At 46.6% G+C, this 14,746-nt stretch carries 9 protein-coding genes; 2 read left to right on the forward strand and 7 right to left on the reverse strand.

Annotation, left to right across the window (positions count from 1 at the left end):
* Positions 1-22: 22 nt before the first annotated feature.
* Positions 23-2,347, reverse strand: coding sequence for an FdhF/YdeP family oxidoreductase (locus EZV72_RS03955; RefSeq protein ID WP_137166012.1), 2,325 nt, complete (start codon positions 2,345-2,347; stop codon positions 23-25).
* Positions 2,348-2,894: 547 nt separating this feature from the next.
* Here EZV72_RS03955 and EZV72_RS03960 point away from each other — a divergent pair.
* Entirely contained in the window at positions 2,895-3,833 is a 939-nt protein-coding gene (locus EZV72_RS03960; RefSeq protein WP_137166013.1) for a transposase, read from the forward strand.
* Between the two features lie 58 nt (positions 3,834-3,891).
* Here the strand turns inward: EZV72_RS03960 and EZV72_RS03965 are convergent, their stop codons facing one another.
* The 3 genes from EZV72_RS03965 to EZV72_RS03975 are packed head-to-tail and all read right to left on the reverse strand — an operon-like array spanning position 3,892 to position 6,731.
* A complete protein-coding gene (locus tag EZV72_RS03965; RefSeq protein ID WP_137166014.1) occupies positions 3,892-5,280 on the reverse strand; it encodes an NAD(P)(+) transhydrogenase (Re/Si-specific) subunit beta in 1,389 nt (462 codons plus the stop codon).
* A gap of 11 nt (positions 5,281-5,291) precedes the next feature.
* Positions 5,292-5,576: an NAD(P) transhydrogenase subunit alpha gene (locus EZV72_RS03970; RefSeq protein WP_137166015.1), complete on the reverse strand. Its 285-nt coding sequence runs from the start codon at positions 5,574-5,576 to the stop codon at positions 5,292-5,294.
* Positions 5,577-6,731 (reverse strand): NAD(P) transhydrogenase subunit alpha, encoded by a 1,155-nt coding sequence (locus EZV72_RS03975; RefSeq protein WP_137166016.1) that lies wholly within the window; start codon positions 6,729-6,731, stop codon positions 5,577-5,579.
* A 486-nt stretch (positions 6,732-7,217) separates the two neighbouring features.
* Between EZV72_RS03975 and EZV72_RS03980 the strand changes: the two genes are divergently transcribed.
* On the forward strand, positions 7,218-7,697 hold the full coding sequence (locus EZV72_RS03980; RefSeq protein WP_175405040.1) for a DUF6314 family protein: 480 nt from the start codon (positions 7,218-7,220) through the stop codon (positions 7,695-7,697).
* A gap of 21 nt (positions 7,698-7,718) precedes the next feature.
* Here the strand turns inward: EZV72_RS03980 and EZV72_RS03985 are convergent, their stop codons facing one another.
* From EZV72_RS03985 to EZV72_RS03995, 3 genes are all read right to left on the reverse strand, one after another.
* Positions 7,719-8,579: a DMT family transporter gene (locus EZV72_RS03985; RefSeq protein WP_137166017.1), complete on the reverse strand. Its 861-nt coding sequence runs from the start codon at positions 8,577-8,579 to the stop codon at positions 7,719-7,721.
* A gap of 118 nt (positions 8,580-8,697) precedes the next feature.
* Positions 8,698-9,558 carry an MIP/aquaporin family protein gene (locus EZV72_RS03990; RefSeq protein ID WP_137166018.1) on the reverse strand — a complete coding sequence of 287 codons (861 nt, stop codon included), beginning with the start codon at positions 9,556-9,558 and terminating at the stop codon, positions 8,698-8,700.
* Positions 9,559-10,138: 580 nt separating this feature from the next.
* The gene (locus EZV72_RS03995; protein WP_137166019.1) at positions 10,139-14,743 is read right to left on the reverse strand and encodes an EAL domain-containing protein; all 4,605 of its coding nucleotides are present in this window, start codon (positions 14,741-14,743) and stop codon (positions 10,139-10,141) included.
* Positions 14,744-14,746 lie beyond the last annotated feature (3 nt).

Raw genomic sequence — 14,746 nt, forward strand, 5'->3', positions numbered from 1 at the left:
CACGGTGGTGCCATGGAATAGTTTATACGGCTTTTACATCAATACGGCTGTCAGGAGCCGATTTTGCCAGTTTAATAGCGATAAACTTACTGGTTGGTGTGTAGGTGCCTTTGCCGTAGCTTTCCAGCGGAACCAGAGGATTGGTTTCCGGATAATAGGCCGCTGCCTGTCCTTCGGGAATATCATAGGCCACCAGCATAAAGCGAGTTACCTGGCGCTGCTTGTTGTCTCCCCACAGTGAGGTGATATCTACTTTATCACCGTCTTCAAAGCCCAGCCGTTCAATATCTTTTTGATTGATAAACAGCACGTCCCGGGCACCAAAAACGCCGCGATAGCGATCATCCATGCCGTAAATGGTGGTGTTGTACTGATCATGAGAGCGCATGGTCTGAAGAATAAGATCCGGGCTATCGCCGCGGGCAATGATGGCATCATCCACCAACGATTCAGGCAAAGACTCTCCTTTAAATTGCGCTTTACCGCTGTCAGTAAGCCAGCGCCTCTGTGACGCTGCATTGCCCAGATGAAAACCACCGGGGTGTCTGAGCTTATGGTTAAAGTTTTCAAACCCGGGGATAGTGTCAGCAATTAAGTCCCGGATACGGTCATAATCTGCAATTAACTCATCCCATTTCACAGGGTAATCACCTAACGTTGCTTTGGCAATACCGGCGAGAATCGCACATTCAGAGCGTAGCTGCTCAGAACCAGGCGGCAGTTGACCATAAGAGATATGTACCATTGAAAATGTATCTTCCACCGTAATACCTTGCTGGCCGGATACCTGCATATCAATTTCGGTTCGCCCAAGGCAGGGCAGGATCAGGGCATCTTTTCCAGTAATCAAATGGGAACGATTAAGTTTAGTACTGATTTGTACAGTTAAATCCAGGTTTGAAAGTGCAGCATGGGCTCGTGGTGTATCGGGTGTTGCCTGTGAAAAATTACCGCCAAGGCCAATAAAAACTTTAGCCTTACCTTGTTCCATTGCCTGAAGTGCCTTAATGGTATTATGGCCATGTTCACGCGGCGGTTTAAACGAAAAGCGCTTTTCCAGGGCATCAAGGAAAGAGGTTGGCGGCTCTTCATTAATGCCGACTGTGCGATCACCCTGAACATTACTATGGCCACGAACCGGAGACAGGCCTGCGCCAGGTTTGCCCACGTTGCCCCGCAGTAATTGTACATTCACAATTTCCTGCACGGTGGCGACAGAATGACGATGCTGCGTAATACCCATTGCCCAGCACATGATGACACGTTCTGCACGACAGTACATTGATGCTGCCAGTTTAATTTCATCTTTGCTCAGCCCTGATTGCTGTTCAATAAATTCCCAGCTGGTGGCATCAACCAGCGAAAGATAATTATCAATCCCTTCGGTATGTTCTTGTAAAAATGCATGATCGAAAATGGCTGGCTGGTTATTCTTCTGAGCCTCTCTTTCCCAGGTAAGCAGCCATTTTGCGATACCGCGCATTACCGCCATATCTCCGCCCAAAGCGGGCCGAAAATAGGCTGTATTGGTGGGTTCAGATTCATTAGTCAGCATCTCGACTGGGTGCTGCGGATGCTGAAAGCGTTCCAGTCCACGCTCTTTAAGAGGATTGATGCACACTACCTGGGCGCCTCTTTTAACCGCGTCACGTAATGGCTCCAGCATTCGTGGATGGTTAGTTCCCGGGTTTTGACCAATAATAAAAATGGCATCGGCTTTGGCAAAGTCATCAAATACCACTGTGCCTTTACCCACGCCAATTGTTGGTTTCATGCCCTGGCCACTGGCTTCATGGCACATATTGGAACAATCAGGAAAGTTATTGGTACCATAAGCACGAACAAATAGCTGATATAAAAACGCGGCCTCGTTACTGGCTCGTCCAGAGGTGTAAAACTCCGCTTGGTGAGGAGAGTCGAGTTGCTGTAGATGTGTGGCTACAAGGGAAAAAGCACTATCCCAGCTGATCGGTTCATAGTGATCGGTACTGGCATTATATCGCATGGGGTGAGACAGGCGGCCCTGGGACTCCAACCAATAATCGGTGTGTTGTTTAAGCGCACTGACAGAATATTTTGCAAAAAAAGCCGGGTCCACTGACCGGCCACTGGACTCCCAGTTGACAGCCTTAGCGCCATTTTCGCAGAATTTCACCATGCCATTTTCAGGTGATTCTCCCCAAGCGCAGCCTGGACAGTCAAACCCTTTATCCTGATTTGTTTTGAGCATAGCTCGCAGGTTTTTAATTGGTTTTTCGCTGTCAATCCAGTGTTTGGTGACACTTTTGAGGGCGCCCCAGCCACCTGCGGGCTTATCATAAGATTTAATATTACTTTTATCGCTCATAGAATTAATAGGGTTTACTTGCGCAAACTCGCCTCGTTATCCACTTTGATTTACCTTAAACACACCTTGATACCAATCCAACTGTTCAGCGCCCGACGCACCCTGGGTGAGATTAGCGGTAGCGGCCGGCAGAAAAACAGATTATCAAGCCACTTACCTGATACAAGCCAATACTCAGGCATCCTGTATTTTTTGATGCATTCATACAAACTGCATAAGCTAATCATATTTTTCATCAACAAGTTAGGTACTCTTGTACATGTACAAGAGTTTAGTTAAATCATCCGACACCCACTTTTTTAGGTGATGGATTTTAAACAATGAACTGGCTTTGGAATAAATATGCTTTAGACACCCACCTAATTGTGGTGGGTGTCTGTTAAAAGCCAGCTTCGGATGGGAACATACAAAAAGTGAGTGTCCGCATTAGGAGCTTATTTAAGTGTATGTCCGGCATTAAACAAACACTGACTTGAAGTACAGTCGATGCACTATTCTGTCTGTGGCACAGTGTATAACTCCCGATCAGATATTCAGGAATACCATTATGCCGCTACCCAGAAAATCACTGATATCATTGTCAGAAACGCCTTACTATCATTGCGTTTCTCGTTGTGTACGCCGGGCTTATTTATGCGGTAGAGACGCGCTGACCGGGCAAAGCTATGAGCATCGCCGAGGTTGGGTAGAGCAGCGGCTACTGTTACTGGGTAAGGTATTTGCCATTGATATCTGTGCTTATGCAGTGATGAGTAACCACACTCACGTTGTGTTGCATGTGAATAACTCACAGGCCATGGCCTGGTCCACCCGTGAGGTATTACTGCGCTGGCATAGGCTGCATCAGGGAACCGTACTCACGCGGCGCTATGTGAATGACCCAAATGGTCTCAATGTAGCTGAAATTAAAACCGTCGAAGAGGCCGCTCTGGTTTATCGGCACAGGCTATTCGATATCAGCTGGTTTATGCGTCTGCTCAACGAATATATTGCCCGGCGTGCAAATAAAGAAGATGAGTGTACGGGGCGCTTTTGGGAGGGCAGGTTTAAATCACAGGCTCTGTTAGATGAGACTGCACTGGCCGCCTGTATGGCCTATGTTGATTTGAATCCGGTTCGTGCTCACATTGCCAAGTGTCCCGAACACTCGACCTACACCAGTATTCAAAAACGAATAAAGGCACTAAAGAGCCGTAAGCAGCCAGGTTGTCTTTATCCCCTGGCTTCAGGTAATAATAAAGCTAAGCAGCAAAATGGCGTGAATAGCTTGCCATTTACGCTGCCTGATTACCTGCAACTGGTAGATTATATTTATCGTTCAGCACAGCATCATGAAGGCGGCACCCCACATGCGCTGCCGCAGTGTTTTAATCAATCAGGATTAAGCAATTTACAGTGGTCTTGCCTTGTAAGCTCAATAGAATCACAGTTCTCTCATAAAATAGGTATTACCATTTTCAGGCGCAAAATACGCCATACAGCTTAATGCCAGACAAAGAGCCCACTTATTTAATATTTAACAAATGGGCTTTGAAGGTGCAGACTTATTCGTCTCCAAATTCCCTGATAATGGTATTGATAGTATCTTTGGCATCTCCCAACACCATGCGTGTGTTATCTCGGAAAAACAGAGGGTTGTCGACCCCGGCAAAGCCTGCATCAGCTGAGCGCTTTAGCACAAAGACTGTTTTTGCACGATAGGCTTCAATAACTGGCATGCCGTATATAGGGCTGCCTTTCATCTCTTTTGCCGCTGGGTTAACAACATCGTTGGCACCAATCACAATAACAACATCGTAATTTTCCATTCGCGGATTAACATCGTCCATTTCATAGAGTTGATCATAAGGGACATCGGCTTCTGCCAGTAAAACGTTCATATGACCAGGCATACGACCAGCCACCGGGTGAATGGCATAATCCACACTACAGCCGTTTTCTTCCAGCAGGGCCTGTAGTTCACGTACGGCATGCTGTGCCTGTGCCACAGCCATTCCGTAGCCGGGTACAACCAAAACTGCCTGCGCCGCTTCAAGTACATAAAAAGCATCGGCTGCCGGCATGACTTTTATTTCACCTTCGATTTTTTCCATGGCTTCAGTGGGCTTGGCAAATCCTGACAACAATACGTTTAACAGTGAACGGTTCATGGCTTTGCACATGATATTGGTCAGAATGAGGCCTGAGGCGCCAACCAACAGCCCTGTTACGATAAGGATGGTGTTATTAACCGCCAGGCCGGCAGCAGAAGCGGCAATACCGGAGTAGCTGTTGAGTAAAGCGATGACAACTGGCATATCCGCTCCGCCAATAGAGATGGTGGCAAGCACACCAAAACTTAAGGCCAGTATAATTATCAGGTAAAGCCATAGCGTGGTGTCTGGTTGATTGATAAAAACAATACTAAGTACAAGCAACGCTATCAGGTGAATAATACTAAGCTCACGCAGACCTCTAAAAATGAAGGCTTTTGTACTCATGTTGCCTGACAGCTTACCCCAGGCGACCAGCGAACCGGAGAAGGTGACGCCGCCAATCATAACGGTAAGAACAACAGTGAGTAGCACCAGTAAACCGATGTGCTCATAACCGGTGAGTGTCTGATGATTAACTGTTGCCCATCCCAATAGCAGCGATGCTGCACCACCAAAACCATTGAATAGTGAAACCATTTCTGGCATTTGCGTCATCTCGACTGACCTGGCTTTCCAGACACCGTAAATCCCGCCAGCAAGAAAGCCCGTCAAAATCCAGTGATAGGCAATGATTTGATGATCAAACAGGGACACAACTACGGCAACCAGCATTCCCATTGCCGATACTGCGTTACCTTTTCGTGCAGAAGACGGATGACTGAGCAGTTTGAGTCCAATGATAAAAAGACCGGCGGCCGCCACGTAGGCCAGATTTATTAAAACAGCAACAGATTCCATTGTCCGGTTCCCTATTTTTTATCTTTCTTTTTGAACATGCCCAGCATCCGATCCGTCACCAGATAACCACCCACCACGTTAATGCTGGCCAGAGTGACTGCGGTAGTGCCCAATATGGTAGTCAGAACGTTATTATCTGAACCTGAGGCGGCCAGTGCACCAACCAAAGTGATGCCCGAAATAGCGTTGGATCCAGACATGAGTGGCGTGTGCAACGTGGCAGGTACCTTGCGAATAAGTTCAAACCCTAAAAATGCAGCCAGTAAGACAATAAAAATAAGATAAATATTTTCCATTTATTGGGCCTCCTGATAGGCGTTGACTAGCATTTGATCGGTAATGGCGCCGTCTTTGGTGATCATACTGGCTTTCAGAATTTCATCGTCAGAGGGCAAAAGAACCTTTTGCCCTTGTTCATCATAAAATTCATCAATCAGATTAAAGAGATTGCTGGCATACATATCGGTCGCATCTCTGGCTACTGCCTGGCTCCAGTGACCAGTGCCAATGACCGTCACGCCATTTATCTGTACTACCTTCCCCGGCTCCGAGCCTTCGACATTGCCGCCCGACAATGCAGCCATGTCGACAACAACGCTGCCGGTACGCATCAGAGCCAACGTGTCTTTGCTAATCAATACAGGGGGCTTTCTGCCAAATAGCTGAGCAGTGGTGATGACTATATCGGCATCAGCAATTGCATCTTGTTGTGCGGCCTGTTGTTGTTGCTTTTGTGTATCGCTCAGAGCCTGGGCGTAACCATCTTTTGTTTGCCCGGTTTCACCTAAATCGATTTTCAGAAACCTGGCGCCAAGAGACTCAACCTGTTCGGCCACAACCGCGCGCGTGTCGTAGGCAAGTACGCTGGCACCCAGGCGTCTGGCGGTGGCGATAGCCTGTAAGCCCGCTACACCAGCTCCGATGATAAAGACTTTGGCGGGTTTAATGGTTCCGCTTGGCGTCATCATCATTGGCAGGATTCCAGGGAAGTGAGTGGCTGCCAGCATAACCATGACATAGCCAGCCAGACTTGCCTGTGAGCTAAGGGCATCCATTTTCTGGGCTCGCGACGAGCGCGGAATCATTTCCATTGAAATGGTTGTCAGCTGATGTTTTGCGAGCTCTTCCACCAGAGCCTTCTGGAAAAAAGGGTCGATATAACCGACAACCAAAGACCGAGGTTTCAACTTCAAAAAGACTTCCGGCGCGGGCCGGTTAACACAAAGTAACGCATCGGTATCGGCAAGTACCAAACCTGGAGTTTCTACGATCTGGGCACCGGCCTCGGTGAATATCTTATCGCTATAGCCTGCAAGTATGCCTGCTCCTTGTTCTATGCGAACGGTTATACCGCGCTTAACCATCCGCTTTACACTGTCCTGAGATACAGCACATCGCTTCTCTGCGTGGTTTTGCTGACCACTTCCCTCGTTTAATACTAATACTTTCAATGTGTTCTCCCTCAGATAAAGAGTGCTGAGCTATATGATACGAACACATGTTCGGCAAAAATGTTAATTCACAATGTCTATTGTGAACCCCAACCGAGATTTATCCTGATGGCTCTATTGCGGCAGGCTTCTATGAGCAGTTTGAGGCAGTGAGAAAGCTTTTTGCCAGACCAATATGATTCGTTATCAATGAGTAACAGGTATGGGTGTCTAAATTTATTTTTTAATTACAATGAGGTAGGTTTTTTGTGCGAAGTGGTGCAGCATTTCACTGAAAAGGGAACAAAGCCTGTGGCAGTGATGATTCAGACACACAAACTGTATAATCTTTATTCATCATATTAATACAAGCCTTTAAATGACATCTGTTTAGTAAGCAAATTAGTTGGACAGCCACCTGATTGAGCACGGCAGGTACAAATCCGGTTTGCCATCTGTACTGTCGGATTTTATAGTTCGGTTCAAATTGCAGTACAGGCAGAAAGCGTGAATTTTTCAAAAAACAGCAGCCAGACAAATGACTATCAAGGTGATGCACACGCAGATTCATCTTTTTTACGACAATTTGCCGGGCAGTGGCTCCTTCAGCGCCAGATAGAGCAGCAGAATGGTCAAATGTTCTGTTTTACCGGAAAAGCGGTGTTTTCATGGCAGGATGAGGAGTTACTGTACCGGGAAAGTGGTCAGGTAACCACGCCTGAAGGGGCGTCGTTTCAGGCTCAGCGGTCGTATATCTGGACATCCGCAGATACACAGCATATTGATGTGCTATTTGAGGATCGCCGTTTTTTCCATCGCTTTTCGGTGGCCTCCCCCCACGCCGAACACCTTTGTGGCGACGATCACTACATCGTAAAATACGATCTCAATCAATGGCCACGATGGGAAGCGTACTGGCATGTTTCAGGTCCGCGTAAAGACTATGCCATGACTAGTCGGTATCAGCGTTGTGAGTTGAATCGCTGATATCGATTTCAGCGCTGCCCATCAGTGTGGCGTTGCTGCACTTTTTTTATGAGACAGCCACAGAGCAACGGCAATGATACAACCCCCCAATGCCAGTCTTGTGTAATCAGTATCTTTTTGCCAAATCAGCAAATTTACCACCAAGCCTGCAGGAATCAGCGCATTGTTCATAATGGCCAGCGTACCTGCAGAGACTTTTAGTGCCCCTTGATTCCAGAAATAATAACCCAGCCCCGAGGCCACTATCCCTAACCATACCAATACACTCCACTGAGTGGAGTTATGCGGAAGCTGACTACTATTACCAAACAGGAAAAAGGCAGGGAGCGCCACCGCCAGTGCGCCGATATAAAACCAGCCAAAAATCGTATGATGGCGTATGTCCGGGGAAAGTACTGAGGTTAGTTTTCGATAACCCACCTGACCAAAGGCAAAGCAAAGGTTGGCTCCCTGGACAATAAAAAAGCCAATCCAGAAGTTGTCACTTACACCCTGAAAGCGGATAACCGCTGCACCTGCCATGGCGATACAGGCACATAACAAATGAAATGGGGTAAATCGGCCAAATAAAGCATCATTGAGCAGCGCCACATAAAGCGGAGTAATAATGGTAAACAGTAATACTTCGGGTACCGACAGAAACAAAAAGGAATGATAGAAAAAGATATACATCATGCCTAACTGAAATGCGCCAAGCATAGACAAAGTGAGTTTTTGCTTAAGTGACAGTGCTGAAAGTTTTAAAAATGGCAGAAATATCAGACAAGCCAATACAATCCGGGTCAGCACGGCAAAATAACTATCTACGCTACCTGCCAGGTACTCACCAATCAGCGAAAACGAGAAAGCCCATAATACGGTTACGGCAATAAGTTGAAACACGTATTATTCTCCACAAGGTAATTTGCGCGCTAACCTAGAGGATTTAACAAGTCTTATCAACCTCTCTGTGACATAAAATGTCGCGCAACAGAGAGGCTTTTTCTCACTCATATAAACGTTAGTTTGCTTCCCGCATCTTATTTTCTATTGGCGGTTCATCACACTGATTTGGAATAGTACAGCCCTGACCTTCGTCGGACAGCGACGTGCCGACCAGTGTCGGATACAGCCACGCCCCAAAGCAGGCTCCGAAGACAGGCGCCAGAATCGGAACGATGAAATAGGGAATATCCTTGCCGCCGGTCAGGGCAAAGTCCCAGCCCGCCAGCCAGGAAAATAATCTGGGTCCGAAATCTCTGGCCGGATTCATGGCAAAGCCTGTCAAGGGCCCTAACGAAGAGCCGATTACCGCAATGAGAATACCGATTAATAAAGGATTAAGCGCGCCGCGCGAAGCACCGTTATTTTCATCACCCAGGCCCAGAATGGCAAACATCAGTACAGCTGTAATAACAAACTCCACCGCAAACGCGCCTGCAAATGACAGGGCTGAGTGAGGAAAAGTAGAAAAAATACCTGCTGTGGCCAGAGCGTCCAGGCTATCGCGTGACATTTGGTTTACTGACTCGTACTGAGTGAACAAGCTACTGTAGAGCCCATATATCAGGGCTGCGGTAAAAAAAGCGCCTGCCATTTGTGCAACAATGTAGGGAATGACCTTATGTTTCTCAAAACCATGAAACATGGCTAACGCTATCGTTACTGCTGGATTGATATGCGCGCCGGAAACCCCAGCGGTACAGTAAATAGCGATTGCCACACCTAGTCCCCATACAATACTGATCTCCCATTGCCCGAAAGTAGCACCGGTAAGCACCAGAGCGGCGACCGCGCCGACACCAAAAAAAATAAGCAGCCCGGTACCAATAAATTCAGCAATACATTGCCGCAATAATGTCGGTTCAGATTGAAGTGACATAATTCATCCTTTTGTTTGTAGGGAGACAGAAGTGCTTTTAAGACAAAGAATAAGCGCTTAACCACATACCGGATGACATCAAGTAAGGGGTATTAACTAGCCTAAAACATCCTTATTGTTGGATCTTTGCAGCAAAAGTTACGTTTAAATTAAAAATATGACAAATATGTTAAATCGAAAACAAATGAACTGTAAATGTTTGTAAGCGAAAATGTAAAGCATTTGGTCGTGGAAATATGATAGTTGAGCGACAGAGGTCGTATTTTAGACACCCACTTGTTTTGGGCTCTCATCTGTTTGCTAAACGAAATTGAAACAGTGAAGGCCGGAAGCTGTTCTATTTACATCTAAAAGTGACTGTCTGTAAGTACAATTTACTTCTAAAAGTGACTGTCTATAAGTGCAAGGTCTCTGCACTGAAGGGTGCCCAGGAATTAGTGGGTGTCCGGGAGTTATTCGGTATAAAAATAGAAGTGACGACCCGTCACCATAGTCCGCAGCGTTTCTGCGAATCAATAACTGGTGGATGTCCAAGAATTTGAGTGGGTGTCCAAACGATTTACGGATGTCCACGCTTTTGCTATGAAAGCAGTTTGGCGACATCACCTTCGCGTATCAATTCATAAACCGCAGACTCAGAAACTGGCTTGGAATAGAAGTATCCCTGTAGGTATTCACATTGCTCAGCCTGAAAGAACTTCACCTGCTCGCTGGTTTCAATACCTTCTGCAATACATTGAATATTCAGGCTTTCAGCCATTCTTAAAATAGCCAGAATAATCGCCTCATTCCCAGCGTTAACACCGATATCCTTCACAAAAGTTTTATCAATTTTAAGAATATCGATAGGAAAATCTTTTAAATACTTCAGCGAAGAGTAACCCGTGCCAAAGTCATCCAAAGCGATAATAAACCCCTTTTTCTTCATGGCCGCGATAGTATCCATGGCACTTTCATAATCAGACATCAGCGCACTTTCGGTAATTTCAAAGCGGATGGCGCTGGTCGGTACGTTGTGCCGTGCTAAAAGCTGCACAATTTCATCAACGCGCTGCGAGCGGGAGATATGCTTAGCGCTCAGATTAACAGACAAATAATAGTGGGTGTCCAGTGACTGAATGTGCTTTAGCAGTGGCACTGCCTGCTCAATCATCATGAAGGTCATATCTTCAATCAGCCCGATATCTTCTGCTACCGGAATAAACACGTCAGGGGCGACCATTCCACTCTCAACAGGCCAGCGCATAAGCATTTCAAAGCCGGCAACCTGTCCGGTTTTACATGCCACAATCGGCTGGTAATAACTAATAAACTGCTGGCTGGCAAAAGCATGTTTTACCGCATGTTCAAGCTTAAGCTTTGTTTTTGTCCGTTCATTCATGTGGCTGGTAAAATACTGAAAATTATCGCTACCCAGCTCTTTAGCATGGTACATAGCAATATCCGCATTTTTCAGCAGCTCTGCCGGTGTACTGGCATCTTCCGGATACATTGCAATACCAATACTGGCTGAAACACTCACAACCTGATTTTTCAGTGTCACACTTTTAGCCAGGGTTTGTATCATTTCGCCGGCCAGATAGCTCAGATCCTGCTCGCATTGTACTTTTTCAATCATCACAACAAATTCATCGCCGCCAAGCCGTGCCACGGTGTCAGACTGTCGAAGCAGGTTTTGCAGTCTCAGTGCCACTTCCTGCAACAGCACATCACCGGCATCATGACCCAGGCTGTCATTGATTTGCTTAAATCTGTCCAGATCGATAAAAAACAGACCGATGGCTGTCTTATCACGCGTGGCCTGGTCAAAAGCATGCTGAATGCGATCCAATAACAACGAACGGTTTGGAAGCCCGGTCAGGCTATCGTAATTGGCCAGTTGAATCAGGGCCCCCTGGGCATCTTTTTGCTCAGTAATATCAGACAAAATCACCAGGTACCGGCTAATTTCCAGTGCATCCCTGATATTACCCACTGCTGTAATACCAATTGTTACATGGTACTGTTTGCCTAATAAACTGCGTATCTCAGCTTCACCGTTCCAGTGCTCGGCCGGCTGTAGCTGCTTCATGGCTGATAATACCTTATCTAACAACGTTTTCTGGCCTGACAGTACTTTATCCAGCTGTGAGGCGATGTCCTGTTCCGGGCAAAATCCCAGTGCTTCTTTAAAGGAATGGTTGGCAATGATGGGGTGCAGGGAGCCGTCAAAAATAACCACCCAGTCCCGGGTGTGTTCAAATGCCTCACCATACAACTGTGCTTTAGTCTGGGTATTGATGGATTCGGTAATGTTTGAATAGGTGCCGGCCATTCGCACCGTGCCACCAGCGTCATCAGCAGACACTAATGAACCCACATCACGATACCATTCATACTCATCGATATGGTTCTTTAACCGGTAAGTAACATCCAGTTTTTTATGCTGTTCACACAAAACACTGCGCCACTGATTCAGGTACATTTTTATATCATGGGCGTGAATCAGTGCGCAGTGCGCTTCAAAATCAATCGTATTGTCTAACGATGAGTAACCCAGCTCTGTATTCAGTCTGTCCTGACTCAACAGATTCGTATCCTGGCGCCACTCCCAGATTCGGGTGTTGCTGGCGGTTAGCGCCATCGACAAACGATTTTTATTTCTGACTACACTGATATGTGCCGCTTTTAAGGTATTTCTGTGTATTTGTCTGCGCCATGCAATAAAGACAAATGTGACAATCAAACACACCGAATAGCACAAGTAGGCAGCGGGCGAGGCGAATAAAGGATAAGCCACATTGATGACAAGGGTGGCTATTGGCCCGTTTTTATTGCTAGCCATATCAAAGCGCTGAACCGTAAAAGTATACTCACCAGGATCCAGGCGGGGAAAGGTAACTTCTGTGGCACGGGTGGGCGGGTAGGAGACCTGCATATCACCTTGTAATTCGTATTGATAGTACCCGGTATTAGTGAGGTCAAATTGCATATCTGAATAACGGATTGTCAGGCCAATATCGTTATGGTCCAGTTCCACGGTTCTATTGTTTTTACTACCGGTTCCCAGTTCCAGTTGTCTGGAAATCAGACTGACGTCGGTAATCAGGGTGGCTGGCATTATACTGCTGCTTTGTTCAAATGCGTCGGGGTCAAATACCGTAAAGCCCTTCTGGGAACCAAAAACCATGTTCCCGTTATTCAAGGTTACTTTAGCACCCCAGTTAAATTCATTGCTGACCAGCCCTTCTTTGGTGGTAAATTGCTTCAATGACAAGCTCTTAGGGTCAAGCTGCAACAGGCCCTTATGACTGCCCATCCACAGATATCCGTGCGCATCTTTGGTCAGACTGAATACAATGTTGGTTGGCAGCAGATTGGATGTATCAAAAAAATGTACTGGCTCGTAGGTGCTTGCATTCAGGACATACAGCCCGTGACCTGGGTAGCTGATCCAAAGCTGATTGTTGTCATCAAGAATGGCTTCGGTAGGCTGAATCACATATTCAGACTGAATATGCCGGGTGTCATGTATTTTTGTTAGCTTGCTGTTCTTAACGTTATAGCGCCATAAACCGCCAGTCATCGAAATCAGCACCGAGTCTGAACGGCTCTGATAATCAGCAATAAACGTGTAAAACTGACTGGTATCCAGTGCTGTGGAAAGCACTTCGTCGATAATCATGGTATTGCTTGCTGTATTAAAGCGCAGAAAACGTTTTTCAGACGCCACAATGTAGTGATCAGGTGATAACCTGAGAATGTCATAGGCTTCGGTGGCATCAAACTGAGCCGCTGCTGGGGCACTGACTGATAACGGAATCACCTGTTTACTGGCAAGGTCAAACTTGACCATCCCGTCATAGGTCACCAGCCACACCCAGTCATCTTCGCCTTCCCTGATGATATATATCGAGCCGGATGAGGTCACCGCTTTCTTATCCGCAGAGACCAGGTAGGACTCAATTTGCCCGGTACGCGTATTATAACGGTTGAGGCCATTATTTGTGCCAACCCACAAATACGTATCATCCTGCCGATGAAAGTCGAGCACCATGTTATTACTTAGCTGATGCGGTGTTGCTTTACTGGCATACACATTATTAAACAGCAGCGACCGGGGGGTCCATAGCAACACCCCTGATGTGGTGGTGGACAGCCATAACTGATTATTAACAGTTGGCGCTATTTTAGTCAGGTTATTATTGGTGATCAGTAAGTTAGAGTCAGATGGCTGGAATATCTGCTGGAGCGCTTCGGTTTCAGTGTCAAAGGTAAACAACCCCTGATCTGTGGCCAGGTAATAAAGGGTATTGTTAATCGGCACCATGTCCCAGATATTTAGTCGCTCTACAACCTGTTGTGCCTGCGGAGACGGTGAATGGCCGGCAGCAAATTGCGCCAGCTCACCAGCAGACAAACGAAACAGTCCCTCTACAGTGCCCAGCCATAGGTTGCCAAGCCTGTCCGTCAGCATATGCTTAGCATTATGTTGGTCAATACTTACGTCGCTGGCATTAATGTATTCGGCTTTTCTAATCGTTTTCGAGGGTTGGTGGTAGGTAAACAGGCCAGTTGAGGTGGCAATAAATAAGGTATCGTCAAACAGGTTCAAAAAGCGGATAACATCGTCTTCACCTGCTGTTTTATGCTGTGCCAGCAAGTCAAAAACGGTTGTCCAGGTCTTGCTGGCTAAATGGTACCGGACGACCAGATGATCATAGGCAATATAAACACTGTTGTCCGGACCCTGAATAAAGTGCGAGGCATACTGATACCAGGATGGCTGATCCTTGTAGGTAATCGCCAGAACCCGTTCGCTTTTGCCTGTCTGCCGGTCAACGGTATAAACCCCACTGCTGAAGGTACTGACCCACAGATTATGCTGCTCATCTTCAAACAGCGCGTAAATGCCATCATCAGCAAATTCATTATTCAGCCCGGTAAAGTGCTTAACATGGTGGCCGTCATACCGGTTGAGCCCCGTTTCGGTGGCCACCCACAGCAAACCATCACTGTCTATCAGTAAATCGTTAACCGAGTCCTGCGACAGACCATTATCAGTTGACAGGTGCTCAAACCGGGGGGTGTTTAATAGCGGTTCGGCGGTGGCAGACCAGATAATACCGCTCAAAAAGCCAAAGAGGATGACGAAGAGATGAGAATTTTTACAAAAAGGTTTAATCAACGAAAGTGATGCCAACATCGG

Source organism: Salinimonas lutimaris, assembly GCF_005222225.1.
In the GTDB taxonomy this organism is placed as follows: Bacteria; Pseudomonadota; Gammaproteobacteria; order Enterobacterales; family Alteromonadaceae; genus Alteromonas; species Alteromonas lutimaris.

Bases quoted from the DNA above. Each gene is read 5' to 3' on its own strand.
- EZV72_RS03955 (WP_137166012.1), bottom strand. From the start codon at position 2,347: ATGAGCGATAAAAGTAATATTAAATCTTATGATAAGCCCGCAGGTGGC.
- EZV72_RS03960 (WP_137166013.1), top strand. From the start codon at position 2,895: ATGCCGCTACCCAGAAAATCACTGATATCATTGTCAGAAACGCCTTAC.
- EZV72_RS03965 (WP_137166014.1), bottom strand. From the start codon at position 5,280: ATGGAATCTGTTGCTGTTTTAATAAATCTGGCCTACGTGGCGGCCGCC.
- EZV72_RS03970 (WP_137166015.1), bottom strand. From the start codon at position 5,576: ATGGAAAATATTTATCTTATTTTTATTGTCTTACTGGCTGCATTTTTA.
- EZV72_RS03990 (WP_137166018.1), bottom strand. From the start codon at position 9,558: ATGTCACTTCAATCTGAACCGACATTATTGCGGCAATGTATTGCTGAA.
- EZV72_RS03995 (WP_137166019.1), bottom strand. From the start codon at position 14,743: ATGTTGGCATCACTTTCGTTGATTAAACCTTTTTGTAAAAATTCTCAT.